At 67.0% G+C, this 25,350-nt stretch carries 26 protein-coding genes and 2 tRNA genes; 14 read left to right on the top strand and 14 right to left on the bottom strand.

The features are described 5' to 3' along the window. Nucleotides 1-19 precede the first annotated feature (19 nt). Complete coding sequence (locus tag ACNI3Q_RS13980) at nucleotides 20-1,801, bottom strand: DUF4153 domain-containing protein (protein ID WP_426277718.1); 1,782 nt, start codon at nucleotides 1,799-1,801, stop codon at nucleotides 20-22. 111 nt (nucleotides 1,802-1,912) lie between these two features. On the opposite strand from ACNI3Q_RS13980, the gene ACNI3Q_RS13985 reads away from it, so the two are divergent. From ACNI3Q_RS13985 to ACNI3Q_RS14005, 5 genes are read left to right on the top strand one after another with little or no spacing between them, the layout of a single operon-like run. Then, nucleotides 1,913-3,016 carry a DUF3089 domain-containing protein gene (locus ACNI3Q_RS13985; protein WP_426277720.1) on the top strand — a complete coding sequence of 368 codons (1,104 nt, stop codon included), beginning with the start codon at nucleotides 1,913-1,915 and terminating at the stop codon, nucleotides 3,014-3,016. Continuing rightward, nucleotides 3,013-3,480 carry a Holliday junction resolvase RuvX gene (gene ruvX / locus ACNI3Q_RS13990; RefSeq protein ID WP_426277722.1) on the top strand — a complete coding sequence of 156 codons (468 nt, stop codon included), beginning with the start codon at nucleotides 3,013-3,015 and terminating at the stop codon, nucleotides 3,478-3,480. The genes ACNI3Q_RS13985 and ruvX overlap by 4 nt, the downstream gene beginning before the upstream one ends. Before the next feature lie 24 nt (nucleotides 3,481-3,504). Further along, nucleotides 3,505-4,347, top strand: coding sequence for an oxygenase MpaB family protein (locus tag ACNI3Q_RS13995; RefSeq protein WP_426277724.1), 843 nt, complete (start codon nucleotides 3,505-3,507; stop codon nucleotides 4,345-4,347). 57 nt (nucleotides 4,348-4,404) lie between these two features. Then, a complete protein-coding gene (locus ACNI3Q_RS14000; protein WP_426277726.1) occupies nucleotides 4,405-5,394 on the top strand; it encodes an aspartate carbamoyltransferase catalytic subunit in 990 nt (329 codons plus the stop codon). Next, nucleotides 5,391-6,599, top strand: coding sequence for a dihydroorotase (locus tag ACNI3Q_RS14005; protein WP_426277728.1), 1,209 nt, complete (start codon nucleotides 5,391-5,393; stop codon nucleotides 6,597-6,599). Before ACNI3Q_RS14000 ends, ACNI3Q_RS14005 begins: the two co-directional genes overlap by 4 nt. Nucleotides 6,600-6,667: 68 nt before the next feature. On the opposite strand, the gene ACNI3Q_RS14010 is transcribed toward ACNI3Q_RS14005, so the two are convergent. Genes ACNI3Q_RS14010 through ACNI3Q_RS14020 form a run of 3 tightly spaced genes read right to left on the bottom strand, consistent with a single transcriptional unit; the run spans nucleotide 6,668 to nucleotide 9,295 of the window. Next, a complete protein-coding gene (locus ACNI3Q_RS14010) occupies nucleotides 6,668-8,017 on the bottom strand; it encodes an SPOR domain-containing protein (RefSeq protein WP_426277730.1) in 1,350 nt (449 codons plus the stop codon). A gap of 14 nt (nucleotides 8,018-8,031) precedes the next feature. After that, on the bottom strand, nucleotides 8,032-8,574 hold the full coding sequence (locus tag ACNI3Q_RS14015) for a hypothetical protein (protein ID WP_426277732.1): 543 nt from the start codon (nucleotides 8,572-8,574) through the stop codon (nucleotides 8,032-8,034). A gap of 10 nt (nucleotides 8,575-8,584) precedes the next feature. After that, nucleotides 8,585-9,295 (bottom strand): ParA family protein, encoded by a 711-nt coding sequence (locus ACNI3Q_RS14020; protein WP_260021436.1) that lies wholly within the window; start codon nucleotides 9,293-9,295, stop codon nucleotides 8,585-8,587. A gap of 173 nt (nucleotides 9,296-9,468) precedes the next feature. Between ACNI3Q_RS14020 and ACNI3Q_RS14025 the strand changes: the two genes are divergently transcribed. Then, nucleotides 9,469-10,449: an SPOR domain-containing protein gene (locus ACNI3Q_RS14025; protein WP_426277735.1), complete on the top strand. Its 981-nt coding sequence runs from the start codon at nucleotides 9,469-9,471 to the stop codon at nucleotides 10,447-10,449. A 104-nt stretch (nucleotides 10,450-10,553) separates the two neighbouring features. On the opposite strand, the gene ACNI3Q_RS14030 is transcribed toward ACNI3Q_RS14025, so the two are convergent. The 5 genes from ACNI3Q_RS14030 to ACNI3Q_RS14050 all read right to left on the bottom strand — a co-directional run bounded on the left by ACNI3Q_RS14030 (nucleotide 10,554) and on the right by ACNI3Q_RS14050 (nucleotide 14,593). Beyond that, complete coding sequence (locus ACNI3Q_RS14030; RefSeq protein ID WP_426277737.1) at nucleotides 10,554-11,972, bottom strand: hypothetical protein; 1,419 nt, start codon at nucleotides 11,970-11,972, stop codon at nucleotides 10,554-10,556. Between the two features lie 396 nt (nucleotides 11,973-12,368). After that, nucleotides 12,369-12,444 (bottom strand) — tRNA-Thr (locus ACNI3Q_RS14035). A gap of 13 nt (nucleotides 12,445-12,457) precedes the next feature. Next, nucleotides 12,458-12,542: transfer RNA gene (locus ACNI3Q_RS14040), tRNA-Leu, on the bottom strand. Between the two features lie 55 nt (nucleotides 12,543-12,597). After that, nucleotides 12,598-12,987, bottom strand: coding sequence for a DUF805 domain-containing protein (locus ACNI3Q_RS14045; protein ID WP_426277739.1), 390 nt, complete (start codon nucleotides 12,985-12,987; stop codon nucleotides 12,598-12,600). Between the two features lie 97 nt (nucleotides 12,988-13,084). Further along, on the bottom strand, nucleotides 13,085-14,593 hold the full coding sequence (locus tag ACNI3Q_RS14050) for a YifB family Mg chelatase-like AAA ATPase (protein WP_426277741.1): 1,509 nt from the start codon (nucleotides 14,591-14,593) through the stop codon (nucleotides 13,085-13,087). A 240-nt stretch (nucleotides 14,594-14,833) separates the two neighbouring features. On the opposite strand from ACNI3Q_RS14050, the gene rpmH reads away from it, so the two are divergent. The 6 genes from rpmH to ACNI3Q_RS14080 all read left to right on the top strand — a co-directional run bounded on the left by rpmH (nucleotide 14,834) and on the right by ACNI3Q_RS14080 (nucleotide 18,668). Continuing rightward, entirely contained in the window at nucleotides 14,834-14,968 is a 135-nt protein-coding gene (gene rpmH, locus ACNI3Q_RS14055; RefSeq protein WP_044332822.1) for a 50S ribosomal protein L34, read from the top strand. Beyond that, entirely contained in the window at nucleotides 14,965-15,306 is a 342-nt protein-coding gene (gene rnpA / locus ACNI3Q_RS14060; RefSeq protein WP_426277904.1) for a ribonuclease P protein component, read from the top strand. Before rpmH ends, rnpA begins: the two co-directional genes overlap by 4 nt. A gap of 29 nt (nucleotides 15,307-15,335) precedes the next feature. Continuing rightward, complete coding sequence (gene yidD, locus ACNI3Q_RS14065) at nucleotides 15,336-15,530, top strand: membrane protein insertion efficiency factor YidD (RefSeq protein WP_426277906.1); 195 nt, start codon at nucleotides 15,336-15,338, stop codon at nucleotides 15,528-15,530. A 21-nt stretch (nucleotides 15,531-15,551) separates the two neighbouring features. Then, entirely contained in the window at nucleotides 15,552-17,252 is a 1,701-nt protein-coding gene (yidC, locus tag ACNI3Q_RS14070; protein ID WP_426277743.1) for a membrane protein insertase YidC, read from the top strand. After that, a complete protein-coding gene (gene yihA / locus ACNI3Q_RS14075) occupies nucleotides 17,249-17,902 on the top strand; it encodes a ribosome biogenesis GTP-binding protein YihA/YsxC (RefSeq protein WP_426277745.1) in 654 nt (217 codons plus the stop codon). Before yidC ends, yihA begins: the two co-directional genes overlap by 4 nt. 97 nt (nucleotides 17,903-17,999) lie before the next feature. Continuing rightward, entirely contained in the window at nucleotides 18,000-18,668 is a 669-nt protein-coding gene (locus ACNI3Q_RS14080; RefSeq protein ID WP_426277747.1) for a glutathione S-transferase family protein, read from the top strand. Nucleotide 18,669: 1 nt separating this feature from the next. Here the strand turns inward: ACNI3Q_RS14080 and ACNI3Q_RS14085 are convergent, their stop codons facing one another. Continuing rightward, on the bottom strand, nucleotides 18,670-19,134 hold the full coding sequence (locus ACNI3Q_RS14085) for a cupin domain-containing protein (protein ID WP_426277908.1): 465 nt from the start codon (nucleotides 19,132-19,134) through the stop codon (nucleotides 18,670-18,672). A 28-nt stretch (nucleotides 19,135-19,162) separates the two neighbouring features. On the opposite strand from ACNI3Q_RS14085, the gene dapE reads away from it, so the two are divergent. Beyond that, on the top strand, nucleotides 19,163-20,296 hold the full coding sequence (gene dapE / locus ACNI3Q_RS14090; protein WP_426277750.1) for a succinyl-diaminopimelate desuccinylase: 1,134 nt from the start codon (nucleotides 19,163-19,165) through the stop codon (nucleotides 20,294-20,296). On the opposite strand, the gene ACNI3Q_RS14095 is transcribed toward dapE, so the two are convergent. The 4 genes from ACNI3Q_RS14095 to ACNI3Q_RS14110 form a co-directional block, all read right to left on the bottom strand. Further along, on the bottom strand, nucleotides 20,265-21,959 hold the full coding sequence (locus tag ACNI3Q_RS14095; RefSeq protein ID WP_426277752.1) for a putative bifunctional diguanylate cyclase/phosphodiesterase: 1,695 nt from the start codon (nucleotides 21,957-21,959) through the stop codon (nucleotides 20,265-20,267). The two genes, dapE and ACNI3Q_RS14095, sit on opposite strands and share 32 nt — an antisense overlap. A gap of 130 nt (nucleotides 21,960-22,089) precedes the next feature. After that, entirely contained in the window at nucleotides 22,090-22,662 is a 573-nt protein-coding gene (locus ACNI3Q_RS14100; RefSeq protein WP_426277754.1) for a Smr/MutS family protein, read from the bottom strand. Then, a complete protein-coding gene (mltA, locus tag ACNI3Q_RS14105) occupies nucleotides 22,649-23,953 on the bottom strand; it encodes a murein transglycosylase A (RefSeq protein ID WP_426277756.1) in 1,305 nt (434 codons plus the stop codon). Before mltA ends, ACNI3Q_RS14100 begins: the two co-directional genes overlap by 14 nt. 22 nt (nucleotides 23,954-23,975) lie before the next feature. Then, nucleotides 23,976-24,620 carry a Tim44/TimA family putative adaptor protein gene (locus ACNI3Q_RS14110; RefSeq protein WP_426277910.1) on the bottom strand — a complete coding sequence of 215 codons (645 nt, stop codon included), beginning with the start codon at nucleotides 24,618-24,620 and terminating at the stop codon, nucleotides 23,976-23,978. Between the two features lie 181 nt (nucleotides 24,621-24,801). Here ACNI3Q_RS14110 and secB point away from each other — a divergent pair, with 181 nt between their 5' ends. Further along, nucleotides 24,802-25,326 carry a protein-export chaperone SecB gene (secB, locus tag ACNI3Q_RS14115; protein ID WP_260021414.1) on the top strand — a complete coding sequence of 175 codons (525 nt, stop codon included), beginning with the start codon at nucleotides 24,802-24,804 and terminating at the stop codon, nucleotides 25,324-25,326. Nucleotides 25,327-25,350: the final 24 nt, after the last annotated feature.

A 25,350-nucleotide genomic window follows, 5' to 3' on the forward strand; every position in this document is an offset into this window, starting at 1 on the left:
GTGCGGCGCAGGCGCAAGGCTACTCGAACGGATCGCCGACCGGAATGCCGCCGACGAACACCTGCCGCCGGGTGACGTCGCGTACCTCGACATCGCCCTTGGCCACGCCTGCTTTGGCGGCGGCAATGGCTTCGGCAGTTTCGGGCAGGCCGGTGCTCAGGATCAGCCACTGGTCACCCGCGGCCCGGATCCGCTTTGGCGCTGCACAGTCCGTCCGATAGCGCGCAGAGACGACGGGGCCATCGTCCCGCGCATCGCGATCCGACGACTTCACCGGCTGAAGGCTCTCGATACAGCCGCCATCCAGCACCAGCCATTCGTCATCGGGCAGCGCACGGACGATGCACGGCTTGTCGTCGTCCCCGCACAGCGCATAGCTCGCGGTCGCCTCGACCAGCCCCTTTGGCAGAGCGGTACCGGCGGGCAGCACGGTCAGCGACCGGCGACGTTTCGCAACATCGACGGGCCGTTGGAACAAATCCCAGCGATTATCCGCAGCCAGAGCCTGTTTCGCCTTTTCCGCAAACCGGGTCTGCTGGCCCAGCCGTTTCACGGCCGCTCGCCCCGGTTCCCCGAAATCGAATGCAAGCGCCGCCCAGTCCACCTTGTCCGGCCGCGTTCGTCCATCTCTGATTCGCGCCACCTGATTCCGCGTCGCCAGCGTGTTGAAGCTGACCAGCGGCGTCGCCAGGATGGCGGCGACGATGCAGACCGCCAGCGCGATGCGCAGATTGGCCGAACGGGCCATCCGCGCCCACGCCGCCTGCCCCCGCCCCAGGCTGAACCAATAGGCAAGGCCGACCGTACAGGCGACGGCCGCAAACACGATGGCCCAGAGCCGTTCCGGCGTCAGGCCATATTGATCGATGCGAAGTCCGATGGCGGTCGCCGCCAGCACGGCCAGCGGAAACATCACCAGCGCCAGCAGGGTCGCGCCATAGCGCAGCAACGGGTTCTTCGGCTCATCCTCTGGCCCGTTGCCGATGATCGCATTGGCCAGGATAAAGCAGCCGATGGTCGCCGACAGCAGCAATGCGGCCGCACTGCCCCAGCTTTCCCACAGGCCCGACAGGCCAGTGAACGGCAGCGAGACAAGGAACAGCATCAGCGCCGCACCCAGCACCGGGCCAAGCACGCCCAATATGGTCATCACCACCCGCTGAAGCAGGCGCACGACCTTGTCCTGTTCGCGGATCAGGCCAAGACCCGCGCCCCATGCCCCGCCCAGCATGACGCGCCAGAACCAGTCCTCCCGCAACAGGTCGCGCAGCAGTCTGATGCCGATCAGCGCGAACAGTTCGGAGAGCAGGAACAGCATCAGGAAACTGATGCCGGTGAACGCCCAGGCGGCGGCAACCATGACCGCATTGGTCCAGGCATGGTCATGGACGCTGCGATAGGGAAACTGGAACCGCCGCCGATCGACGACCCGGACCGACTGAAACAGCGGTGCGGCAATGGCGATGGCCAGGATGATGGCGACCATCCGCCACCCCTCGCTGGCGCTCCAGCTGTTGGTCGGCCCGTTCCACAGCGCAATCAGCCCGGCCAGCACGCCGCAGATCAGCGCAAGGACGATGGATGCGGTCAGCCGCGCGCGTTCGACCACCAGGCCAAACAGCACGGGCGCGACGATGATGAACGTCAGCGCGGCGGTGCGCATCGCGCTGGCATCCATGGTTCGCGATTCGCCGATCACGGCATGGGCCAGCAGCCCCGCGGCCGCGCCCAGCATGGCCAGGATCAGCGGGCGGTGCCGCATCCCCGTTTCATCCTCGGCCGGAATATCCTGATCGGTCACGCACTACCCCCTCACCCAAGGGCGGGCTTGCAACGCGCCGCCCAAACCCCCACCCATGGCCTCGACTCGCGCCGGAGCATGAACGATGCCCAAGCCTAAGGAGGGTGCCGCGTGGCCCGCAAGTTCCTCTACGTCATTGCCGTTCTTATCGTGCTGACCATCGGCGGCGCGTTTGCCTATCGCATCTGGGGCGTTCAGCTGATGCGCGCCGCAATGGTGCCGTCCGCGCCCTTTTCGATGCAGGGGGCGATGGGGCCGGAACGCTATGCCGATGCAAAGATGTGGATCGCGCGCCCCGACCTGCCGAAAAATCCTGCGCTTTGGGTGCCCTCTGGCCAGTCGGTCGGCAGGGCGCCTGGCGCGGCGATGTTTTATATCCACCCCACCTCCTACCTGTCCCGCAACGCATGGAATGCGCCGCTAGACGACAGGGAGGCGAACGATCGCGCCACCCTGTTCCTGCGGGGTCAGGCAAGCGCGTTCAACGCCAGCGCCGCGATCTGGGCACCGCGATACCGCCAGGCGACGTTCGGCGCGTTCCTGACCGATCAGGGCGCGGCCAGCCAGGCGCTCGACCTTGCCTATCAGGACGTTGCGGCAGCGTTCGACCGCTTTCTGGCCGAAATACCCGCCGACCGCCCGATCATCCTGGCCGGGCACAGCCAGGGCGCGCTGCACCTGACCCGGCTGCTCAAGGACCGGGTTGCCGGCAAGCCGCTGGCGACCCGGATCGTGGCGGCCTATGCCGTTGGCTGGCCGATCAGCCGGACGGCCGACCTGCCCGCGCTTGGCCTGCCCGAATGTGCCAGCGCGGATCAGACCGGCTGCGTCCTGTCGTGGCAGAGCTTTGCCGAGCCTGCGGACCCCGCGCTGGTGACCGAAGTGTTCGACCGTACCCCCGGCTATACCGGCGCATCGCGCGCGGGCACGGCGATGATCTGTACCAACCCGATCACCGGCACGCCCGACAGCGCGGCGCCGGCCGGTGCCAATCTGGGCACCCTGTTCCCGACCAAGGATATGAGCGATGCGACGCTGCAGCCGGGCCAGGTCCCCGCGCGCTGCGACGGCCGCGGGTTCCTGTTGATCGGACAGCCGCCGGAAGTCGGGCCGTTCGTGCTGCCCGGCAACAATTTCCATGTGTTCGATTACAGCCTGTTCTGGGGCAATGTCCGCGCGGATGCGGCCCGGCGGCTGGCGGCGTTCGCGCGATGAACGTCCATTCCGCCGCCGCCGATTTCGCCGCCGAACTGCCGGATGGCGGCCGGCTGATCGGGCTGGACGTGGGCACAAAGACCATCGGCACCGCGCTGTGCGACGCCGGGTGGAGCTTTGCCAGCCCGGCCGAACTGGTCCGCCGCACCAAGTTCATGGCCGACCGCGCGGCGCTGGCCGCGCTGATGCAGCGACAGGCGGTGAAGGGGATCGTCATCGGCCTGCCCCTCAACATGGACGGGACGGACAGCCCGCGCACGCAATCGGTGCGCGCCTTTGCCCGCAACCTGGCCGATCTGCGCCTGCCCATCCTGCTCTGGGACGAACGCTGGTCCACGGTGGCGGCAGAGCGCGCGATGATCGAACAGGACCTCAGCCGGGCCAAGCGCGCCGAACGCATCGACAACCATGCGGCCGCCCTGATCCTGCAAGGGGCGATCGACGCACTGGCGCTGGCGGGATAGCAGCGCGCACCCTATCTTCGGGCCATGGCCGCACCCTCCCTTGCCACCCCCGTTCGCCGGGCGATCATCCGCGAGGTACGGGCGATGTTCAACGACACCGCCCGGGGCGAGGCACCGGTTCAGCGCAGCGACAATGCCCTGTTCATGCCCGATGACGTGACATGGCGGGTGCATGGCGATGTCGTGTCGATGCTGGCGGGCGGCGTCGCATCGCTGATGATGCAGATGCTGCACCCCCGCGTGCTGGCGGGCGTGTGGGATCATTCCAATTTCCGCACCGACATGCACGGCCGCCTGCGGCGCACCGCCCGCTTCATCGCGCAGACCACCTATGGCGATCGCGGCGCGGCAGAGGCAGTGATCGACCGGGTCCGCCGGATCCATGCGGCGGTTGGCGGCACCCTGCCCGACGGGACGCCCTATCGCGCGGACGATCCGCATCTGCTCGCCTGGGTCCATGTCACGGAAACGACCAGCTTTCTCGATGGCTGGATCCGCTATGGCGAACCCGGAATGCGGCGCGCGGATCAGGACCGGTATTTCGCCGAAATGGCGCGGATGGGCCGGGCGCTGGGTGCCGATCCCGTGCCGGAAAGCCGCGCGGAGGCCGAACGGCTGATCGCCAGCTATCGCCCCGAGTTGCGGGTGGACGACCGAACCCGCGAAGTGCTCCGCCTGCTGATGGCACAGCGTGCGCCGTCCGCGGCGGCTCAGCCGGTGCAGGCGCTGACGATGCAGGCCGGGATCGATTTGTTGCCCGGCTGGGCGCAACGGATGCACGGGCTGAACACCCCGATGCTTGCGCGGCCGCTGGTGCGCGCGGGCACGACCGGCATTGCCCGCACGCTTCGCTGGGCGTTTTCCTGAAGGCGAAGGCCGCAGCGGCTTGCACCCCCGCCACACCCGGTTTAGGCGATCGCTTCAATGCCAGCCATCGATCACAGCCCCGCCGCGCAGCTGCCCGGGCGGCTCGCCTTTCCGCACCGGCACCTGACCGGCATCGACGGGTTGCAACCGCACGAAATCCTGTTCCTGCTGGACGAGGCGGAACAATGGGTGGAGGCGAACCGGACGCGCGCGCCATCCGACCGGCGGCTGGAGGGGATTACCCAGATCAACGCGTTTTTCGAAAACTCGACGCGCACGCTCCTGTCCTTTGAAATCGCCGGAAAGCGGCTGGGCGCCGATGTGGTCAACATGCACGCCGCCCAATCCAGCGTGAAAAAGGGCGAAACGCTGATCGATACGGCGATGACGCTGAACGCGATGCGAGCCGATGTCATCGTCATCCGTCATGGCAGTTCGGGTGCGGTGCAACTGATCGCGGACAAGGTGGACTGCCCCGTGCTCAATGCCGGCGATGGCTGGCACGAACATCCGACCCAGGCGCTGCTCGACGCGCTGACCATCCGCCGCCGCCGGGGCAGCATCGCCCATCAGCGCGTCGTCATCTGCGGCGATATCCGCCACAGCCGGGTCGCGCGGTCGAACATCCTGCTGCTGACCGCGCTGGCCGCCGAGGTGCGGGTCGTCGCCCCCGCCACGCTGATGCCCGACGGGATCGAACGCATGGGCGTCACGCCCTTCAGCGATTTCGATGCGGCGCTGGCCGGTGCCGACGTCGTGATGATGCTGCGCCTTCAGAACGAGCGGATGAACGGCGGGTTCATTCCGTCCACGCGCGAATTTCACCATCGCTATGGCCTGACGCCGCAGCGGCTGGCGCTGGCCGCGCCCGATGCGCTGGTGATGCACCCCGGCCCGATGAACCGGGGGGTCGAAATCGACAGCGTGGTCGCCGATGACAAGGCGCGGTCGGCCATTACCGAACAGGTGGAGATGGGGGTGGCGGTGCGCATGGCCTGTCTCGACGTGCTGACCCGGCGCCAGCGCGGCGTGGAGGGCTGGGCATGAGCACCGTCTTTACCGGCGCGACGCTGGTCTGCCCCGATAGCGGGGTTTCAACCGGCAACCTGTATGTCGGCGGCGATCTGATCGCCCGGCAGGGTCCGGCCGAAACGCAGATCGATGCGACGGGCAAGCTGCTTGCCCCCGCCATCGTCGATCTTGGCGCATTCGCCATCGACAAGGCGGCGTTTCGCGCCGGCGGCATCGTGCGCGTTGCATTGATGCCCGATCAGTCGCCGGTGCTGGACGATCCCGGCATCGTTCAGCGCGCGGCTGCGATGGGCAAGCCGGAATTGTGGGTTCACCCCATCGCCGCCGCGACCCAGGGTCTGGCAGGCCGCGACCTGTCCGAAATGGCGATCCTGGCCGAAGCGGGCGCGCGCGCCGTCGCCACCGGGCGGCACTGGATCGCGGATGCGGGCGTCATGCGAAAGGTGCTGGCCTATGCCGCCGACCTTGGCCTGACGGTCATCGCCCATGCGGAGGATGGCGGCCTGACCGGCGATGCGGTGGCAACGGCGGGCGAAACGGCAACGCGCCTTGGCCTGCCTGCCGCACCCGCCTGTGCCGAGGCGCTGGCCGTTGCCCGCGACCTGATGCTCGCCGAGGATACGGGCGCGCGCCTGCACTTCCGGCAAGTGACGACCACGCGGGCATTCGACCTGATCCGTGCAGCAAAGGCGCGGGGCGTGCGCGTCACCTGCGGCATCACGCCTGCGCACCTGTTCCTGTCCGACATTGCGCTGTCGGATTACCGCACCTTTGCCCATCTGTCCCCGCCGCTTCGCGCCGAATCGGACCGCCGCGCAGCGATCGAGGCGGTGCGCGACGGCACCATCGACGTGCTGACCAGCGGCCATGACCCCCGCGGGCCAGAGGCAAAGCGCCTGCCCTTTGCCGATTCGGCACCCGGTTCGGCGGGGGCGGAAACGCTGCTGGCGCTGGGGCTTGGCCTTGTTCGCGATGGCGTGATCGACCTGCCCCGCCTGTTCGCGATGCTGGCACGCAACCCCGCCCGCATCCTGGGGCTGGACACGGGCACGCTGGCCATCGGCGCACCGGCCGACCTGATCCTGGTGGACGAAGGCGCGCCGTGGCAGATCAGCGCGGACACCATGCGGGCAAAGGCGGGCAATACCCCGTTCGACGGCCTGCCGGTTCAGGGCCGCGTGCTTGGCGTGATGAAGGGCGGCGTCCTGGCCGATCCATAAAAGGAGCGGCGCCGATCGCATGGATCGACGCCGCCTGAGTTCGCTCTGTTATCCCGGATGAACCGGAATTACTTTGAAGCAGCGCGCACGCCGCTTCGAAACCATGTCGCCAGCTTGTCGCCAGCGCCCGAACGCACAAAACAAGTGCCGCCTGAACGCTTCACGTCACGGCACAAGCGATCGGCGTCAGGCCGTGCAAAGCCTCCGATGGACAGCCGATAATAGCTGACCCCGTTGACCGTCGCGGTCATGCCGGATGGGGTCATGCCTTTCAGCGCGCCGATCCGCCTGGTCAGCCGATTCCATGAATCCTTGGCAACGGCATCGTTTTCGAACGCGCCAAGCTGAACGAAAAACTCGCCGCGCGCGGGCGCTGCATAGGGCTTGGCCTTGCCCGCGACCGGGGCCGGACGATCCATCCGCATGAAGCTCGGCCTCTTGGCCGCGACGGTGCGGACCGGCAGCGGCTGCACGATTTCTGCGCGCGGTGCAAAACTGATCGACGGGCCGACACCCTGCGTCATGCTGAGGTCGGCGACAGGCGCAACGGCAACCGGCGGTTCCGCCACCACCGCCGCGGGTTCGGCGGCCGGGGCGGGCGTTTCGACAGCCGGGGCTTCGGGTGCGGGCGGCGGCGTTTCGGCAGTCGCATCGGCCACCGATGGCGCGGCGTTCAGCGCCAGATGGACCGGCTGACCCGGATCTTCAATCGGCACCACGCCGAGCAGCGCGGCAACCTGATCAGAGGCGGTGGCCGGACGGGCAAAGGCAGCCCATTCGATCAGCCGCTTTTCAACCTCGGCCGGGGCCAGGTCGACCGCTGCGACCGCCTGTGCCTCGCGCCAGCGGCCCGACAGGGCAAGCACCAGGGCAAAGTTCTGCCGCGTCACGGCATCCGCCGTCGGCTCGCGCGCGGCAACCGCCAGCACCGCAACGCCGCCGTCGGGATCCCCGGCCAGCGCCAGCGCCAGGCCGCGATCGGTCGCTCCGATCTGCGCTTCATAGGTTTTCAGCGTGTCGCGCGCTTCGGCCCACTGGCCAAGCGCCGTCTGCGCCAGCGCCAGGTTCAGCGCGGACCGGCCATTGGCGGGATCCAGCACCAGCGCATCCGAAAATGCCTGTGCCGCCGAATCGAACCGGCCCGCCGCCAGATAGGCGCGGGCAAGCAGCGAACGATAGGCGGCATTGTCGGGGACCAACGCCACTGCATGTTCCGCCTGCGCGATCGCCGCGCCGTGCTTGCGCGCCAGCAACGCCCGCTCGGCGTTGGCGGCAATCCGCACGGCCTTTTTGGCGTCGGGGGACAGGGCGACCGAGCTGGCGGTCGCAATGCCCATCGGCTGGGTCGAACAACCGACCATCGCCGTGCCCAGGATCAGCACCGACGCGCTCAGCGTGGCAAAGGTCCGGCCGTTCATGATTCCCCCCATCTTCAGCGGCCCTTGCCCGCGGGAAGCTGGGCAACCAGCGTCTCCACCTCGGGAATGGCGTTCAGAAATTGATCCAGTGCCTCGGTCACCAGCTGCTGCGCCGATGCCCGGTGCAGCGCACTGGCCAGGCGCAGCTTCAGGTGCCGCTCCTCGTCCAGCCGCAGCGTGAACGCGGCCTTGCGGCCCTTGTGCCGGGTTTCCCGGCGCAGCCGTTCGGCGGTTTTCACCGAAACCGGGCGCAGCGGCGCCGCCTCTGCCGGCGCCGACGGCTCGGCGGGCGCTTCGGCAACGATATCGACCGGGACCGGCTGTGCCAGTTCGGCGGCCAGCGCCTCTCGCTGGCGGACCACTTCCGGCACGGCGGCGGTCACGGCGCGGGGCTGAACGCCCTCGCCCATGTCGTTCCAGCCCAGATCCTCGATCGGCGCTTCGGCGGCGGGATATCCGCCGACATAGCCCTGCGGCCGCATGGCAGGCTTTGCCTGACCCTTTCGCGCCAGCAGGCCGGAGGAAAGCGAGGCGGCGGGCTTGACGGTTCCGAACATCGCCATCGCCTCAGCTCACGACCCGGCGGCCAAAGCCGCCCTGGCGGGCCGCGTTGAACGCATGACCGGCGGTCGGTGCGGCAAAGACGGTGCGGCGGAAATTCTTTTCCAGCCGGTCATGGATATAGCTCCACAAAGCCTGCACTTCCGAGGACGATTTGCCGTGCGGGTCCATTTCCATCACCGTGCGGCCGTCGATCATCGACGACGCGAAATCGGTGCGATGGTGAAGCGTGATCGGCGCGACGGTGCCGTGCTGGGACAGCGCGACGGCCGCTTCGCTGGTGATCCGCGCCTTTGGCGTGGCGGCGTTGACGACGAAGATCAGCGGCTTGCCCGCGCGGTCGCACAGGTCAACAGTCGCACCCACGGCGCGCAGGTCGTGCGGGCTGGGGCGGGTCGGGATGACGATCAGTTCGGCGACCTGGATCACGCTCTGGATCGCCATGGTGATAGCGGGCGGCGTGTCGATGACGGCCAGCTTGAAGCCCTGCTGGCGCAGAACCTCCAGATCGGCGGCCAGCCGCGCCACGGTGGTCTGCGCAAAGGCGGGAAACTCCGCCTCGCGTTCGTTCCACCAATCCGCCAGCGACCCTTGCGGATCGATGTCGATCAGAACAACGGGCCCGGCCCCTGCAAGCTGTGCCTGCACGGCCAGATGACCGGACAAGGTGGTCTTGCCCGATCCTCCCTTTTGCGATGCCATCGCCAGAACGCGCATGAAATCCCCTGAATTCCCGCTGCTACAGCGTTCCAGATGCCATGCGGGATGATAAGAATTGGTAAACGGCCTTGTCGGCGACGATGGATGCCACGCCCCCGGCGTTTAGGATTGCTTTGCCATTCATAGTTAAGCCGCATTATCCTTTGACTGGAAACGGGCGGAATGGGCGCATGAACGCGAAGTTTTTGATGGCAGCCACGCTGCTGACGGCGGGAATCGGCAGCCCGGCGCGTGCTGACGTCAAGGCGGGGCTGGAGGCGTGGGCACGCGGCGATTATGCCGCCGCCGTCGGCGAATGGCGGGCCGATGCCGAACGCGGCGATGCCGATGCGCAGTTCAATCTGGGTCAGGCCTATCGCCTCGGCCGGGGCGTGCCGCAGGACCTGGTTCAGGCCGAGGAATGGTATCGCCGCGCCGCGCTTCAGAACCATGTGCAGGCAAGCGACTTTTACGGACTGGCGCTGTTTCAGAACGGCAAGAAGCGCGATGCCGTCCGCTGGCTGGAGGCGTCGGCCGCCCGGGGCGAGCCGCGCGCGCAATATGTCCTGGGCACGTTGTACTTCAACGGCGACGTGACCGCGCGCGATCATGCCCGCGCCTTTGCCCTGCTCACCCGCGCCTCGTCTCAGGGGATCACGCAGGCGACCCAGACTCTTGAACAGATCGACCGGTATATCGCGCTGCCCGACCGGCAACGCGGCGCGCAGCTGGCCAGCGACTATGAACGGCAGGCAGCGGCAGCGCCCGCGTCGACAGCCGCCGTGCCGATCATCGCCGGCCGCGCGCCGACGCCGGATGCGCTGGTGACAGCGGCAGCCACGCCCGCGGACCTGCCGCCCCAGCCGCGCTTCGAGCCAAAGCCGATGGTGGTTGACCGCCCCACCCCCGCAACCCCGCCCGCGCCAAAGCCCGCCCGCGCTGCAGCGCCCGCGATCCGCGACGGCGGCTGGCGGGTTCAACTTGGCGCATTCGGCGATCCGGGCAATGCCCGGCGACTATGGACACAGGTTCAGGGCCGCTTTCCGGGCCGCCAGCCAAGTTTCGTCCGCGCAGGCAATCTGACCCGGCTGATCGTCGGCCCCTTTGCCAGTCAGGCGGACGCAAAGGCAGGATGCGCCCGCGTCAGCCCCTGCGTCCCCGTTCAGAAATAGGGCGTGATGCCGGATATGGTGCCGGTTGCAGGGATCGAACCCGCGACCTTCGGTTTACAAAATGCCGACGCGGGTGTTTGAGTGCGCCCTGTGGCATCGCTCGATCACGGTCGATTGCAAGGTCTGTCGGCGGCGGACGGTGTTCGATCCTCACCAGCTTTGGGCACTGCTTCACCGGGCCGGGCCTGGCTGAACAGGCTGGCCGCGATCAGGAACAGGATCGGCATCAGGAAATCCCGATGTCGCTCGCCAAATTCGAACCACAGGCCGAACAGCAGCAGATGGGCGAAGCCAACGGCGAGCAGCCAAATCAGTTGCGACGGGATGGACCGCCAGCAGCGAGCCAACGCTGTCGCGGTTCCACCCAGAACTGCGATATGCGCCACACTGCCGATGATCGCCAGATGACCGAGCCAAGGCGGCGCAAGTGCAGCCGCAGACAGTCTGCCGACGCCGTAATGGCCAAGCGACAGGCCATAGATCGCCTTGCGCGCGGTAAGCATCACAAAGTCCCGCTTATGTGCGTTGATCCAGTCCATCGCCGTGGCACCCAGATAGCGGCCATAATCCAACTCGTTCATACCGGGCCGGGCGCGGGGCGTCGGCATCCAGTATCCGGTGGCGGCGGGGTTATTGCCCACCCACAGGCTGACAGGGCCGGCACTGGTCAGTGGCACGAACGCGCCGAGTACCGCCCAGTTGCGGAGCCACCAAGGCACCATGAGCAGCGCTGTCGATCCGCCAACGATGATCATCCAGCCGATCAGCCTGCGCCCCTGCGCCCAGGGCACCAACGCCAATGCGAACCACAGCACGATCGGGGCAAGCAACGGCTGAAGCAGCGCTAGCACCGCTGCCAGTCCTCCAATGCCGAGCGCGCGCCAGACGCTGAAATGCGCGTGGCGGGCGAGATCCAGCCAGCCGATCGCGATCAGCAGGGTGAGGAGCACCGCCAGCCCTTCTTTCTGAGCAAAGGGGACGGACATCAGTGTGGATGGCCAGATCAGATACCACCAAGCTGCAACCCATTCTGCCCGTTTACCGACCAACCGCCGCCCCAGAGCGATAATGGCGGCCGCTGTTGCCACATCAATGATGAGGTTCAAGAGAAAGATGGATACCGTCGAAAGCCCGAACAGCAAGGACCAGACTGACAGCATGAGCGGGAACATTGGCGGATAAAAGGCCCACATATCGATACCGCTGTCTCGGTCTACGATATGTAGCGTGCCGTCATTGAGCAGCGTCCCGGCAAGCGCCGGATAGATTTGGGCATCACCCGCTGGGCTTAGCCCCTGGGTCAGGATCATCGGCCAGACCCGCGCCACCAGCCCAGCCATCGCCAGTAGGAGGAACATCCGGCCATCCATTCTCCCGCGTGCGATCGGCCCGGCAAGTGCGGCCAGCGCCAGCCAGACAGGGAGCGCGATGACGTCGATCGCACGCGTCTGCCAAGCCATCAGCACGAATGGCGCCGCGATGATCGCCGCCACCGTTATGAGCACGATAAGGGCCGCCAGCATCCATATCGACAGCCTCCCGAGCGGCCTGGCAAGCGGTGCGGGTCGGCGTTCTTGCATAAGCCAATGCTTATACCGACCTAGCTCTGCAGGCGATTGTTTTGTTTCGAAGGCGAATCTTGTCCGCCAGCTGAGCGCCAAGCGAGGCGTCAAGCGGCGTACGAGAGATATTCCTTTTCTCCGTCGCACGCCTAGAGCGGCATGCTCAATTCGCCTTCCTATGTCGGATGATACTACATCGAGTTACGAACCTATCGGCGCTACTGGCACTAACGGCACGGAGCCGCTCTGCCTGCCTGTCCACTCTGGGTCAGCCTTGTCGGTGATTAGCCGGAGCTTATCCAACGATGGCAGCAGATTATGCTTAGGCAAAATGGCGCGCTAAATCGTTGATTTATATGGTGCCGGTTGCAGGGATCGAACCCGCGACCTTCGGTTTACAAAACCGCTGCTCTACCATCTGAGCTAAACCGGCGACCCGCCGCGAATGGTGCCCCTGGCCGGACTTGAACCAGCACTCCTTTCGGAACTCGATTTTGAGTCGAGCGCGTCTACCAATTTCACCACAGGGGCCTGTCGCGGGACGCAGGCGCTAACCGATTGCGCCGCGCCCCGCAAGCCATCGGCGTCAGCCAAAGGTTTCGACGACATCGTCCTCGGCATAAGGATCCTTGGGATCCGGCCCGAACCGGTTCGGCCCCCGCGTTCCTTCAAGCACCATGAAGACAAGGACGATCAGCCCGCCCACATAGGGGATGAAGTTCAACAGGACGAACCATCCGCTCCTGTCCTGGTCATGAAACCGGCGCACCTGCACGGCCAGTGCCGGGATGAAGATCGCCAGCACGAAAATCCCGAACAGGATCAGGAACAGCCCTGACGCGCCATCGCCCGTCGATCCGAAGATGCCGCCAAATACGGCCAGCAGGATCGTGACGATCAGATAGCCGAGAAAGAACATCCAATATTCCTTGCGGCGCGACCGTCCCTGAAAATCCGCATATCGCTTCAGCGGCATCAGCATCCATTCCATTCCCACTCTCCCCGAAATACCGGCCCCCCGGCGCGGCAAGGCAAACGTGGCGCAGACCGGCTCCCGCTGCAAGCGGATCACATCAGGCGCGCGGTGCCTGTCGCCGGTAACTCAGCGCCTCGGCCACATGGACCCGGCCGACGGTTTCCGATCCGGCCAGATCGGCAATGGTGCGGGCCACGCGCAGGACGCGGGTATAACCGCGCGCGGACAGGCGCATCGCCGCCGCCGCCTTGGCCAGCAGGTCGCGGCCCGCATCGTCGGGCGTTGCATGATCGGTCAGGATATCGCCATCCGCCTCCGCATTGGTGCGCGCGGGATTGGCGGTATAACGCCGCTGCTGGATGGCGCGCGCCGCCGCGACGCGGGCACCGACCTCTGCCGATCCCTCGACCGGCGGGGGCAGGATCAGGTCGGCGGCAGTCACCGGCTGCACCTCGACGTGCAGGTCGATCCGGTCGAGCAGCGGACCGGATACCTTGGCCTGATAATCGGCGGCGCAGCGGGGCGCGCGGCTGCACGCCAGCGCCGGATCGCCCAGATGACCGCAACGGCACGGGTTCATCGCCGCCACCAGCTGCACCCGCGCCGGATAGGTCAGGTGCGCATTGGCCCGTGCGATGCTGACCGTGCCGGTTTCCAGCGGCTGACGCAGCGAATCGAGTACCGCCCGCTGAAACTCGGGCAGTTCGTCTAGGAACAGGACGCCCAGATGCGCCATGCTGACCTCGCCCGGCCGCGCCTTCAGCCCGCCGCCGACCAGCGCCGCCATCGACGCGCTGTGATGCGGGCTGCGAAACGGGCGCACCCGCGTCATCCGCCCGCCCTCCAGCGTGCCCGCGACGCTGGCGACCATGGAAACCTCCAGCGCCTCGCCCGAATCGAGCGGTGGCAGGATGCCGGGCAGGCACGCCGCCATCAGCGATTTGCCCGCACCCGGCGGCCCGACCATCAACAGATTGTGGCCGCCCGCCGCCGCGATCTCCAGCGCGCGCTTGGCCGTTTCCTGTCCCTTGACCTGATTGAGGTCCGGCCCGCCGCCATGCGCAACCGCCATCCCCGGCTCCGGCGGCGACAGCAGTTGCAGCCCGTTCAGATGGTTGAGCAGTCCCAGCAGGTCGACCGCCGGCACGACGCCCGCCGATCCCGCCCAGGCGGCCTCCGCACCCTGCGCCGCCGGACAGATCAGCGCCTTGCCCTCCGCCGCTGCATGAAGCGCGGCTAGCAGCACGCCGGGCGACGGGGCCACCCGCCCGTCCAGCCCCAGCTCGCCAACGATCACATACTCCCCCAGCGTCTCGGCATCCGCCACGCCCATCGCGGCGAGCAGCGCCATGGCGATGGGCAGGTCGTAATGCGATCCTTCCTTGGGCAGGTCGGCGGGCGACAGATTGACGGTGATGCGCTTGGGCGGCAGCGACAGGCCGATGGCGGCGATCGCGGCGCGCACCCGTTCGCGGCTTTCGGCCACCGCCTTGTCTGCCAGGCCGACAACGACGAAATTGGGCAGGCCGGGGGCCAGCGATACCTGAACCTCGACGCTGCGCGCCTCCAGCCCCAGATAGGCCACTGTCGATACGATCGCGACCAATGGCCAATCCCCCTGCCCCGGTTTTGCAGAAGCTTAGCCGGTTTGGCGGTTCTGGCCAGAGGGCCGTACGGGAAAAAAACGGGGCAGGCGTATTGCACCAGCAACACACAGCGCCCAACTATGCCGGCATGGCGACTTCGCCCTCTGCGTTGACTTTATCGGCAGGCTGGCATAAGGCCGCGCCCAACACGGCCGTCCGAGTGGCGGCCCTTTTTCGTTCTGATTTACCGGGAATGCACAATGAAGCGGACTTTTCAGCCGAGCAATCTGGTGCGGGCGCGCCGTCACGGTTTCCGGGCACGCATGGCGACTCCGGGCGGCCGCAACGTGATCCGTGCGCGCCGCGCGCGCGGCCGCAACAAGCTGTCGGCCTGACCGTCCTTACGCGGCGGGCGGATTTCCTCGCCGCGAATCAGGGCAGGCGCGCACCGACCCGGGGCTTCCTCCTGCTGGTGCGCGACCGGGGTGACGGCGATCCGGCCATGCGGATCGGCTATACCGTATCGAAGAAAGTGGGAAACGCCGTCGTGCGCAATCGCATGAAGCGGCGTTTTCGCGCATTGGCGCGCGAGGTGCTGGCAACGCACGGCATCGCCGGTGCCGACCACGTCCTGATCGGCCGCCAGTCGGGGATCGAACATCCCTATGCCGATCTGGTCGCCGACCTGCAAAAGGCGCTGGCCCGCGCCCGGCCCGGGCCGCCCGCTGCGTGAGCCGCCCTTCCCTGCCCGCACAGGCGCTGATGGGGCTGGCCCGGCTGTGGCAGCTTGGCCCGTCGGTCATCCTGCCGCCCAGCTGTCGCTATTCGCCCTCCTGTTCGGCCTATGCAATCGAGGCGCTTGCCCGCTATGGGGCGCTGAAGGGTGGATGGCTGGCGATGCGACGCATTGCGCGATGCCATCCATGGGGCGGCCATGGCCATGATCCGGTGCCATAAGCGCCAAGCAGGGACTGACTGGTGAAACAAGAACAGAAGAATTTCCTGATCTTTGCCGTGATCGCGGCGCTGATCCTGTTTGCCTGGGAACCGATCGTCCGCTTCGTCTATCCCAGCGCCGTCACCCGGCCGACCGAGGTGATCGCGGGCGGCGAGCGCGTGGCCAAGCCCGATCCGTCTGCCGATCCTGCCGCCAACACCCCGGGCGCGATCCGTGATCGCAATGCCGTGCTGGCCGAAACGCCCCGCGTTGCCATCGACACGCCGACGCTGAAGGGATCGATCAACCTGAAGGGCGCGCGGATCGACGACCTTGTGCTGACCCGCTATGATCAGACGGTCGACAAGAACAGCCCGCCCATCCGGCTGTTTTCGCCCTCCGGCACCGAAAAGGCGTATTTCGCCGGGTTTGGCTGGCGCGGAACCGGCCTTGCCGCGCCGGACGCGAACACCGTGTGGCAGGCGAGCGCGCCGACGCTGAAGCCGGGTCAGCCCGTCACGCTGAGCGCGCGCGTGGGGGCTCAGGTCTATCGCATCCAGCTGGCGGTCGATGACGCCTATATGTTCACCGCAACGCAGACGGTGGGCAATACCGGCGGCCAGCCGGTTCAGGTCGTGCCGTTCAGCTATTTGAGCCGCGCCGAAAAATCCGCCGATGTCGATCAGTGGACGGCCCATGTCGGCGCCATCGCCGCGACCACCGAAAAGGCGAATTACATCAATTATGACGAGGTGACGCCCACGGCGACGCGGTTCGAGACGCGCGGCGGCTATGCCGGGTTCACCGATCATTACTGGCTGACTGCCGTCATTCCCGATCCCAAGGTGGCATCGGAGCTGCGCCTGATTTCGGCGGGCGAGCGGTCGTTCCAGGTGGATACCGAACCCGCCAGCGCAGCCCGGCTCGCCCCGGGGCAGCAATTGACCCAGACGAGCCGACTGTTCGCCGGTGCCAAGGAAGTGAACATCCTGGACCGGTATGAGGAACAGGGCGGCATCCCGCATTTCGGCCGCGCCATCGACTGGGGCTGGTTCGAGATTCTGGAAAAGCCGATCTTCCACTTCCTGCACTGGATTTTCACCAACGTGCACAATTTCGGCGTGGCAATCATCCTGCTGACGCTGACCATTCGCCTGCTGCTGTTCCCGATCGCGCAGAAGCAATTTGCCGGCATGGCGGCGATGCGCGCCGTGCAGCCCAAGATGAAGGCGCTGCAGGAACGGTACAAGGACGACAAGGCGCAGCTTCAGCAAAAGATGATGGAGCTGTACAAGACGGAAAAGGTCAATCCGCTGGCCGGATGCCTGCCGACCTTGATCCAGATCCCGATCCTGTTTGCGCTGTACAAGGTGCTGATCCTGGCCATCGAAATGCGGCATCAGCCGTTCGCCCTGTGGATCAAGGATCTGTCCGCGCCCGATCCGCTGACGCCGGTCAACTTGTTTGGCCTGCTCGATTTCACGCCGCCCGGCTTCCTGGCCATCGGGGTGATCCCGATCCTGCTCGGCATTTCGATGTGGGCGCAGTTCCGACTGAACCCCGCGCCGATGGACGAGGTGCAGAAACAGGTGTTCGCGATCATGCCATGGATGCTGATGTTCATGATGGCACCGTTCGCCGTGGGCCTTCAGATCTACTGGATCACGTCGAACCTGCTGACCATCGCACAGCAGCAATGGCTGTATTCCCGGCATCCGGCGCTCAAGCAGAAACCGGCATGACGGCGGAAGAGGAAGCGGCGCGGGCAGCGGCGATCGAGGAAGCACGGCGCATCTTTGCCGGGCCGATCACGTTCCTGAAATCGGCGCCCGCGCTTGAATTCCTGCCCGATGCGACGGTGCCGGAAATCGCCTTTGCCGGCCGGTCGAATGTCGGCAAATCGTCGCTGCTCAACGCGCTGACCGGTCGGACCTCGCTTGCCCGCACATCGGTGACCCCGGGGCGGACGCAGGAGCTGAATTATTTCGACGTCGGCAATCCGCTGTTCTTCCGGCTGGTCGACATGCCCGGCTATGGCTTTGCCAAGGCGCCGAAGGACATGGTCCGCCGCTGGCGCTATCTGGTGAACGATTTCCTGCGCGGTCGCCCGGTCTTGAAACGCGCGCTGGTGCTGATCGATTCGCGGCACGGCATCAAGGATGTGGATACCGAGATGCTGGACATGCTGGACAAGGCAGCGGTCAGCTATCGCATCGTCCTGACCAAGGCGGACAAGGTAAAGGCGACTGACCTTGCCGCCGTCCTCGCCCGCACCGAGGCGGAGGCCCGCAAGCGTCCCGCCGCGCATCCGGAAATCATCCCCACCTCGTCCGAAAAGGGCATGGGAATCCCCGCATTGCGCGCCGCGGTGATCGAGGCTGTGACCGTCTGAACACCCCTGGCCGGGCGGTATCGCGCCCCCGGCCCCGCTGCCTGCCCGTCAGCGCGCGGCGGTTGCCCCCCGTCCCCCGCCCGGCTAAGCCCGTGCCATGCTCAAGCTTTATATCGGCAACAAGGCCTATTCCTCCTGGTCCATGCGCGGCTGGCTTGCCTGCAAGCTGTCCGGCCTGCCGTTCGAGGAGGTGGTGGTGCCACTGTACGACGCCGAATGGGACCAGCGGCGCGAAGGGGACGAGTTCGCGCCATCATCGGGCAAGGTGCCGATCCTGTGGGACGGCGATGTCGTCGTGTGGGACAGCCTGGCGATCGTCGAATATCTGAACGAAAAATCGGGCAATGGCCGGTTCTGGCCCGCCGATCCCGCAGCACGCGCCATGGCACGGTCGATGGCGGCGGAAATGCATTCCGGCTTTTCGGCGCTGCGCCGCAAGCACAGCATGAATGTCCGCCAGGTCTATCCCCCGCAAAAGCCCGATGACGATGTGCTTCAGGATATTCAGCGCATCATGGAGCTATGGGCACAGGCCCGCGCCCGGTTCGGCGGCGATGGCGAATTTCTGTTCGGCGATTTCAGCGCAGCGGACGCGATGTTCGCGCCGGTGGTAACGCGGCTCGTCACCTATTCGCTGCCCGTCGCGCGCTTTGCCCCCGGCTATATGCACGCCGTCCTGACCTATCCGTGGATGCAGGACTGGATCGCGTGCGCCCAGGCCGAGGACTGGGTGATCGAAAAGTTCGAAGGCGCGGTTCAGGGCTGACCTATCGCAGGCGCGGGTCTGGATAGGGCGTACCGTCTTGCCGCTGATAGCCGTCGGCCGTGAACTGCATGTCGATGTCGGAATAACTGCCGCCCGCCGTCCGGTCGCCCGCGCCGATGGCAATGAACACGCAATCGGCATCGCTGCGGTTGATCAGGTGATGCCCGTTCGCCTCCCCCGCCGGAAACGCCGCAATATCGCCGGGCCGCATCACGGTTTCGCCGTGATCGTCGATCAGCACCGCTTCGCCGGCCAGCATCACGACCAGCTCGTCCTCCCCCCGATGCCAGTGGCGCTGCGACGACCATGCCCCGGGTTTCAGGACGACATGGCTGGCCGCGATATGGACCAGGCCCGCAGCAGGCGCCAGGCGGCGATACCATCGCCCCTCGACCGCAGTATCGAATGGCGGCGGATAGCCCGTCGCATTGGTTTGCGGCACGGCATCAAGGTCCAGCTTGGGCATCGGCGTATCCTGCGCTAACGGTGCGGCCATGCTGCCCGATCCCATCGAATTGACCAAGGCGCTGATCGCCGCGCCAAGCATCACCCCGGCCACCGGCACGGTGTTCGATGTGCTGGAGGCGGCGCTGCTGCCGCTTGGATTTGCCGTGGAACGGTTCGTCAACGGTCAGGCGCCTGATGGCCCGGTGGAAAACCTGCTGGCCGTGCGCGGCACCGGCGGGCGGCATTTCGCCTTTGCCGGACATCTGGACGTGGTGCCGCCCGGCCAGGGATGGGCCAGCGATCCGTTCGACCCGCAAGTGCGCGGCGACCTGTTGCACGGGCGCGGTGCGGTGGACATGAAGGGCGCAATCGCCGCCTTTGTCGCCGCCGCAGGACAGGTGCCGGCCGATGCAGGCACGGTCAGCCTGATCATCACGGGTGACGAGGAAGGACCGGCGGTGTTCGGCACGCGCGCACTGATCGACCGGATGGGCGAGCGCAGCCTGGTCCCCGACGCCATCCTGGTGGGCGAGCCGACCAGCGTCGCCCGGCTGGGCGACATGGTAAAGATCGGGCGGCGCGGCTCCGTTAACATCTGGATCGACGTGCCGGGGCGGCAGGGTCATGTCGCCTATCCGCATCTGGCCGACAATCCGATCCCGCGCCTGATCGCCGCACTGTCGGCAATCGACGCGATCGTGCTGGACGCCGGGACCGACTGGTTTCAGCCGTCGAATATCGAGGTGACGGACATCACCGTCGGCAACCCGGCCACCAATGTGATCCCGGCTGCGGCGTCGGCGCGCCTGTCGATCCGGTTCAACGATCTGCACACCGGCGACGGGCTGGGCGAGCGGATCCGGTCCGTCGTCCATGCCCATGCGCCAGAGGCGATCGTGCGGCCTGTCGTGTCGGGTGAGGCGTTCCTGACCCCGCCGGGCGCGCTGTCCACGCTGGTCGCCGATGTGATCGAGCGACACCAGGGCATCCGGCCGGAACTGTCGACGACCGGCGGCACGTCCGATGCCCGGTTCCTGTCGCGGATCGCGCCGACCATCGAGTTCGGGCTGCTCAACGCCACCATGCACAAGCTGGACGAGGCAGTGGCGCTTCAGGATCTGACCGCACTGACGGCGATCTACGCCGATATCACGCGCGAAGCGCTGGCCGCGGCATCCTGATCGACGGCTGGGCCGCGACCCAGCGCATGAACGTCACCTCGTCCATCGGCGGGGCGATGGCATAGCCCTGCAGCACCTCGCACCCGATGACGCGCAGGACGTCGCGCTGTGCCTCGTCCTCGATCCCCTCTGCCACCGCCGTACAGCCCAGCCCGTGGATCAGGCCGATGACCGCCTGCGCGATGGCCCGCGCCTCGGTGCGAATCGCGACATGCTCCACGATGCTGGTATCCAGCTTGACCCGGTCCACCGGCAACTCGCGCAGACGGGCCAGATTGGAATAGCCGGTGCCGAAATCGTCGATGGCGATGGTCGCGCCGTCCTCGCGCAGCGCCCGGATCGCACTGATCACCTCGCCGCTGCAGGTCATGGCCAGCGTTTCGCTGATTTCCAGTTCCAGCAGGCCGGCCGGGGCCCCCGCCGCCCTCAGCGCGCTTCGCAACCGGCGGAAAAAGGTCGCATGGTCGATCTGGCGCGGGCTGATGTTGACGGCCATGCGCTGCTCGATGCCGATCCGGGCCCAGCGGGCAATGGTGTCCGCCACCTGATCCACCACCCGGTTGCCGATTTCGACGATCAGGCCGGTTTCCTCGGCACAGGCGATGAACTCAGTCGGCAGGCGGACGCCATCGGCATGGCGCCAGCGCAGCAGGGCCTCTGCCCCGACAACGCGGCCATCCTTTGCCGCGATCTGCGGCTGGAAATACAGGCTGAACGCATCCTGTTCGACGGCGTCGCGCAGGTCCCGTTCCAGCTGCATCCGCGTTTCGGCGGCCAGCGCCATTTCGTCGGTATACAGCGCCACCCGGCCGCGGCCATCGCCCTTTGCCCGGTACATCGCCATATCGGCGGCCCGCATCAATTCGGTCAGCATCTGGCCATGACGCGGACGCAGGGCGACGCCAACCGATGCGCCGATCCGCACATCCTGCCCCTCGACATCGAATGGCTGGATCAGTTCGGCATGGATGCCATGGCCGATCTGCAGGGCATCGGCCGCATCGCTGACGACCGGAAAGAACAGGGTGAACTCATCGCCGGCCAGTCGGCCGATCAGCGGCTGCACCGCACTTCCGTCGTCCGCCATCCCGGCAAACCGGCTCGCCACGTCGCGCAGCCGCTGTGCCACCAAACTCAGCAGGATGTCGCCACACGCATGGCCCAGCGTGTCATTGACGACCTTGAACCGGTCAAGGTCGATGAAAAACAGCGCCGACGACCCGTCGCGGGGCAACGTTTCCAGCAACCGGTCGCACGTCCGGCGGAAATGCAGCCGGTTGGGCAGGCCGGTCACCGCATCGAACAGCGCAAGCCGTTCGGCACTGTTCAGGTTGCTGCCCACCTGATCGAACAGTTCGCGCATCGTCTGGGCCAGTCCCGGCACGGCGCGGTCGATCTGTTCGGGTACCGGCGCGGTCAGGTCGCCAGCGGCCGCCTGGCGCAATCGCTGGATCGCGGTGTCAAGCGCGGTGGCGGTCCCGGCCAGCGTATGTTCGGCAAAGGCCCAGCACATCGCGCCACAGATGATCGCCGCAATCAGCGCACGCCCCGCGCCATCCGGCGTGATTCCGGCACCCGTCGCCACCAGCGCGAGGATGAAAACCAGCGCGCCAGCGCCCAGCGCGAATGCAATCGCGCGAACTCTGAGCGAATGGCCTTTCATCGTTATCGATGGCTATCCCAGCAGCGGAGCGCCCAAACGGCCCCCGACCAGTGCGGAAATATCATCGGAAAGAGTTAAAAAAGCGCGACTTGCAGCCGGATTTTCATTTCGATGACGATATGATTGCCGTTCAACCCGGCCGGTGCGCCTGCCCGCGCCGCAGAACGATATACAGCGCCCCGGCCCCGCCGTGCCGGGGATGGGCACCGCGCACTGCCGCAATCGCATCGGCATGGCGCGACATGGCCAGCCAGTCGCGGACGGCGGCACGGATGGCGCCGCGCGCATGGGGCCGTTCGGATTCGGGGCGCGGCGGACGGCCGGTGATCAGCAGCAGCACCCGGTCGCCGCGCGCGATGGCGCGGGCCAGTCCGTCGTCCAGCACCCGGTGCGCCTCTGCAAGGCTGTGGCCGTGCAGGTCGATGCTGCTGTCGGGCAGCAACTGTCCCCGCGCAATCCTGCGTTCCCATCCGCCGTCCAGCGATCCGTCGATACTGCGCGGTGCTGGCGCGGGCGGGGTAACCGGGCGGGGCAGCTGCACCCGCCCCTTTGGCGGGCGATGGCTGGCGGGGGCGAAATCGGCAACGGGCGGCAATGGCGGCGGCGGCGGGGGGACGACGGCGATCCGTGCAGCACGCAACGGCCGCACGCTCGCCATCACCTTTGCCCAAAGCGCGGCCTCTGCGGGGTCAAGGCGCCGCATTGCCGCCCCGGACCCGCGCAATCGTGCCGCGCGGCACCAGGATAAAGGCGGTGCCGCGTGCCGACATGCCGCCCGCAATCGCTCGCGCATCGTCGCCCGCGCCCCAGAATGTATCGAAGCGGTTCGGCCCGCGAATTGCGCCGCCGGTATCCTGTGCAACCCACAGTCCGGTGGCATCCGTCCGGTCCATCGACAGGAACACGGGCGCGCCCAGCGGCACGAATTTGGGATCGGCAGCGACGCTCGCCTGTCCGGTCACCGGCAGGCCAAGCGCGCCCAGCGGACCCGGCCCGGTCAGCTCGCGGAAAAAGACATAGCTCTTGTTCTCGCGCATCAGCGCGCGGCCTTCCTCCGGATGATCGCGCAGCCATTGCATGATGCCCTGCATCGATGCCTGACCGGGGGCCAACAGGCCGCGATCCCGCATCAGTGCGCCGATGCCGGTATAGGTCCGGCCGTTCTGCCCGGCATAGCCGATGCGCAGGACGCCGCCATCGGGTAGCCGCAACCGGCCCGATCCCTGGATTTGCAGAAAGAACAGCTCGATCGGATCCGCGGCCCAGCCGATTTCCAGCCCGCGCCCGGCCAGCGCGCCTTCCTCGATCGCGGTCCGGTCGTGATAGGGGACCAGGCTGGTGCCCTGCACCCGGCCCCGGATCGTCTTGCCCTTCAGGTCATCGCTGAATTCGCCCAGCGCAACATCGACCAGATCGGTCGGGCGGGCATAGACCGGGGTCTGGTACGGCCCCTCCTGCCGCCGCGATCCGGCAATTTCCGGCTCGTAATATCCGGTGGCAAACGCCTTGCCATCCGCCACCTGAACTGTCTCGAACCGCTCGGCAAAGAACCGGCGGGCGTCGCTGGTCCCGGCCGCGGCCGAACAGGCCGGTTGCCAGTCCGCGCCGCGGGTCAGGCCGGACGCATCGGTCCGCCGGATCAGCGACGGGCAGGAAATGCGAAACGCGGCCAGCGCGCGGGCCGCAACGCTCTCACTGATCGGCAGGCTGTCGATCGCGGGGCCGGGCGTCAGGGTGGCCGCAGCCGCGGTGGTAATGCTGGCATCGACCGCGGGCGCGATTGCGGGGGCGATCGGCGTCGCCGCAACCGGCTGGCGCGCGGCGGGCTGGCCGGGGACTTGCCGGCGGGTGGCCGGCCGTGTCGCGGCGGGCGGGCGGGCTGCTGACGACGGGGTGTCGGCGCGGGGAACCAATGTCGACGCACAGCCGGGCAGCGTCAGCATCGCGGCCATCATCGCCATGGCCGCCAGCGACGCCCGTCCCCCGTTCGTCATGGCACGCTACACTCCTGCCGGTTCAGGCTTCGTCGGTTTCGCTGAGTTTCCAGTTCGGATCGTCGCTCCGCAGGCGGCGGCTGAACGTCCAGATATCGTGGGTCTGCACGGCGTCGGACAGCGAACCGGCCACCACATTCCCTTCCTTGTCGCGCGTCACCGCGGCGATATCGGCATCGAAGCGGACGGTGATCTCGGCAACGCCCGATTCAACCCGCGCATCGGTGATGACCGCGTTTTCGATGGCCACAACGCGATTGTCGAGCACATGGCCGGCTGCCTCACGATCCGCGATCGCTGCATCGAACCCTTCGCGAACATCATCCTCGACCAGCCAGGTCAGCGTTTCCCGGTCGCCCTTCCAATAGGCGTCCAGGATCATGGAATATGCGGAGCGCGCACCGGTCAGGAACTGCGCGGCATCGAACCGCGCGTCCGCGTCGATGATCGCCCGTACGCCGCGCTCGGCCGCAGGCTCCATCAACCGCTGCGCCGGCTCGCGCGGATCGGCGGGCTGATCCACCGGCCGCTGCGGCTGTGGCATGGCAACGCGCTCTTCCGCAGGCTTGGGCAGAGGTTGTTCGTGCCCCGTCCGCTTGCCCAGAACCGAATACAGGCGCAGCGCCAGGAAGCCCGCAACCATGGCGAGCAGCACAATGAAAAGGATGGGTCCACCGGTCATGATGCGTCCAACATAGGCAGAAGCGCCGCGGGTTTCAAATGAACCTTGCGCCGATCCGGTTCCCGCGACCGTTGAACTCGGCCGCCGCCCCTGCTAGTCGCGGCGCTCTTGGCCGGGGGAGCGGGATCGCCGGACGGCCTTTTCAGGGACGACAAGGAAAAGTTCGATGGAAATTGAGGACAATGGCGTGGCTGGCGAGCCCGTGGCGAACGGTGCAGACACCGCTCCGTCGGCAAGCGTCATTTCACAATATGTGAAGGATCTTTCCTTCGAAAATCCGAACGCGCCCGCCATTTACCAGGTTCAGGACGGCCAGCCTAAGCTGGATGTCCAGTTCAACATCGGCGCCGGCCAGCTGGGCGAGGGCGTGCACGAGGTCGTGTTGAAGATCGAGGCGCGGGCCGAAGTCGATGGCCGCGTGATGTATCTGGTCGACCTGTCCTTTGCCGGCCTGTTCGCCCTGCGCAACATCCCCGACGAGCATCTTCAGCCGTTCCTGCTGGGTGAGGCACCCCGCATCCTGTTCCCGTTCGCCCGCCGCGTGCTGGCCGATCAGGTGCGCGACGGCGGCTTCCCGCCGCTGCTGCTGGAACCGATCGACTTTGGCGCGCTGTACCTGCAGCAGGCAGCGGCCCAGGGCGGTCAGGGCGGAGAGATTGGCGGCGAGTTCCCGACCAGCGGCCAGGCCTGACCGGCCCGCCCGGAGAGCCGCCCG

It is taken from the genome of Sphingomonas eleionomae (assembly GCF_049889035.1).
GTDB lineage: Bacteria > Pseudomonadota > Alphaproteobacteria > Sphingomonadales > Sphingomonadaceae > Sphingomonas.

Excerpts from the sequence above, each read along its gene's own strand:
- ruvX (WP_426277722.1), top strand. The coding sequence starts at position 3,013 with ATGAACGTCCATTCCGCCGCCGCCGATTTCGCCGCCGAACTGCCGGAT.
- ACNI3Q_RS13995 (WP_426277724.1), top strand. The coding sequence starts at position 3,505 with ATGGCCGCACCCTCCCTTGCCACCCCCGTTCGCCGGGCGATCATCCGC.
- ACNI3Q_RS14000 (WP_426277726.1), top strand. The coding sequence starts at position 4,405 with ATGCCAGCCATCGATCACAGCCCCGCCGCGCAGCTGCCCGGGCGGCTC.
- ACNI3Q_RS14005 (WP_426277728.1), top strand. The coding sequence starts at position 5,391 with ATGAGCACCGTCTTTACCGGCGCGACGCTGGTCTGCCCCGATAGCGGG.
- ACNI3Q_RS14010 (WP_426277730.1), bottom strand. The coding sequence starts at position 8,017 with ATGAACGGCCGGACCTTTGCCACGCTGAGCGCGTCGGTGCTGATCCTG.
- ACNI3Q_RS14015 (WP_426277732.1), bottom strand. The coding sequence starts at position 8,574 with ATGTTCGGAACCGTCAAGCCCGCCGCCTCGCTTTCCTCCGGCCTGCTG.
- ACNI3Q_RS14020 (WP_260021436.1), bottom strand. The coding sequence starts at position 9,295 with ATGCGCGTTCTGGCGATGGCATCGCAAAAGGGAGGATCGGGCAAGACC.
- ACNI3Q_RS14025 (WP_426277735.1), top strand. The coding sequence starts at position 9,469 with ATGAACGCGAAGTTTTTGATGGCAGCCACGCTGCTGACGGCGGGAATC.
- ACNI3Q_RS14030 (WP_426277737.1), bottom strand. The coding sequence starts at position 11,972 with ATGCTGGCGGCCCTTATCGTGCTCATAACGGTGGCGGCGATCATCGCG.
- ACNI3Q_RS14045 (WP_426277739.1), bottom strand. The coding sequence starts at position 12,987 with ATGCCGCTGAAGCGATATGCGGATTTTCAGGGACGGTCGCGCCGCAAG.
- rpmH (WP_044332822.1), top strand. The coding sequence starts at position 14,834 with ATGAAGCGGACTTTTCAGCCGAGCAATCTGGTGCGGGCGCGCCGTCAC.
- yidD (WP_426277906.1), top strand. The coding sequence starts at position 15,336 with ATGGGGCTGGCCCGGCTGTGGCAGCTTGGCCCGTCGGTCATCCTGCCG.
- yihA (WP_426277745.1), top strand. The coding sequence starts at position 17,249 with ATGACGGCGGAAGAGGAAGCGGCGCGGGCAGCGGCGATCGAGGAAGCA.
- ACNI3Q_RS14080 (WP_426277747.1), top strand. The coding sequence starts at position 18,000 with ATGCTCAAGCTTTATATCGGCAACAAGGCCTATTCCTCCTGGTCCATG.
- ACNI3Q_RS14085 (WP_426277908.1), bottom strand. The coding sequence starts at position 19,134 with ATGCCCAAGCTGGACCTTGATGCCGTGCCGCAAACCAATGCGACGGGC.
- dapE (WP_426277750.1), top strand. The coding sequence starts at position 19,163 with ATGCTGCCCGATCCCATCGAATTGACCAAGGCGCTGATCGCCGCGCCA.
- ACNI3Q_RS14095 (WP_426277752.1), bottom strand. The coding sequence starts at position 21,959 with ATGAAAGGCCATTCGCTCAGAGTTCGCGCGATTGCATTCGCGCTGGGC.
- ACNI3Q_RS14100 (WP_426277754.1), bottom strand. The coding sequence starts at position 22,662 with ATGCGGCGCCTTGACCCCGCAGAGGCCGCGCTTTGGGCAAAGGTGATG.
- mltA (WP_426277756.1), bottom strand. The coding sequence starts at position 23,953 with ATGACGAACGGGGGACGGGCGTCGCTGGCGGCCATGGCGATGATGGCC.
- secB (WP_260021414.1), top strand. The coding sequence starts at position 24,802 with ATGGAAATTGAGGACAATGGCGTGGCTGGCGAGCCCGTGGCGAACGGT.